The sequence below is a fragment of the Pseudomonas sp. FIP_A4 genome, from assembly GCF_036701605.1.
GTDB classification, from domain to species: domain Bacteria; phylum Pseudomonadota; class Gammaproteobacteria; order Pseudomonadales; family Pseudomonadaceae; genus Stutzerimonas; species Stutzerimonas phenolilytica.
Genome location: NZ_JAYDXP010000059.1, coordinates 1 through 550, shown reverse-complemented (window position 1 = coordinate 550; position 550 = coordinate 1). Strand labels below are relative to the sequence as shown.

Here is a 550-nt window from a genome sequence, read left to right as displayed (position 1 = left end):
GTGGATAGAGATTCCGCCGTCCTGGAACCCCTGGACGCCGCTGGATGTGCGCGAGCCGCCGAATCGCTGGCCAACCAGCCGCCTGACGCAGATCCTCGAGGACGCGGTGCGCGAGCACCAGCCGCCGATGGTCGCCGGTGCGCGCCGATATCAGCGTGCACGAGCCGCGCCAGCCGCAGGACGTCGACTCGCCTTTCGCCTTCTCCATGGAGGGCTATTCAGCCGGTGCGCCGCCCAGCGGAAGCGCCGTGCTGCTCGGTGCCGCCGCATCCCGCTCCCCCGCGCCACGAACCAGCAACGCCAGGCGCGCGCCTGATCGATCCGGCTACCGAGAAGGCCGCGGTGATGGACGAGTTCAAGCAGGGGCGCCTGCAGCTGCTGGTCGCCACCACCGTCATCGAAGTCGGCGTTGAAGATGCGCCCGATGGAGAAAGGCCTGATCCTGGTCGCCGCGCACATCGACCAGTTCGACTTCCTCCTCGATGATCTGCCCGAACGCTGGCTCGATCGCCTCGTCGGCACCTGGCCGGGGCCGAACACCTGGTTGGTG

General features: G+C 68.7%; 4 pseudogenes. All 4 read left to right on the top strand.

Features of this window, described 5'->3' with window-relative positions:
• Window positions 1–145: pseudogene (locus tag U8L64_RS20190) on the top strand (hypothetical protein); the annotation flags it as partial.
• A pseudogene (locus tag U8L64_RS00470) lies at window positions 138–221 on the top strand (hypothetical protein); the annotation flags it as partial. The pseudogenes U8L64_RS20190 and U8L64_RS00470, both read left to right, overlap by 8 nt.
• A 109-nt stretch (window positions 222–330) precedes the next feature.
• Window positions 331–414: pseudogene (locus tag U8L64_RS20185) on the top strand (hypothetical protein); the annotation flags it as partial.
• Window positions 407–550: pseudogene (locus U8L64_RS00465) on the top strand (Sua5/YciO/YrdC/YwlC family protein); the annotation flags it as partial. The pseudogenes U8L64_RS20185 and U8L64_RS00465, both read left to right, overlap by 8 nt.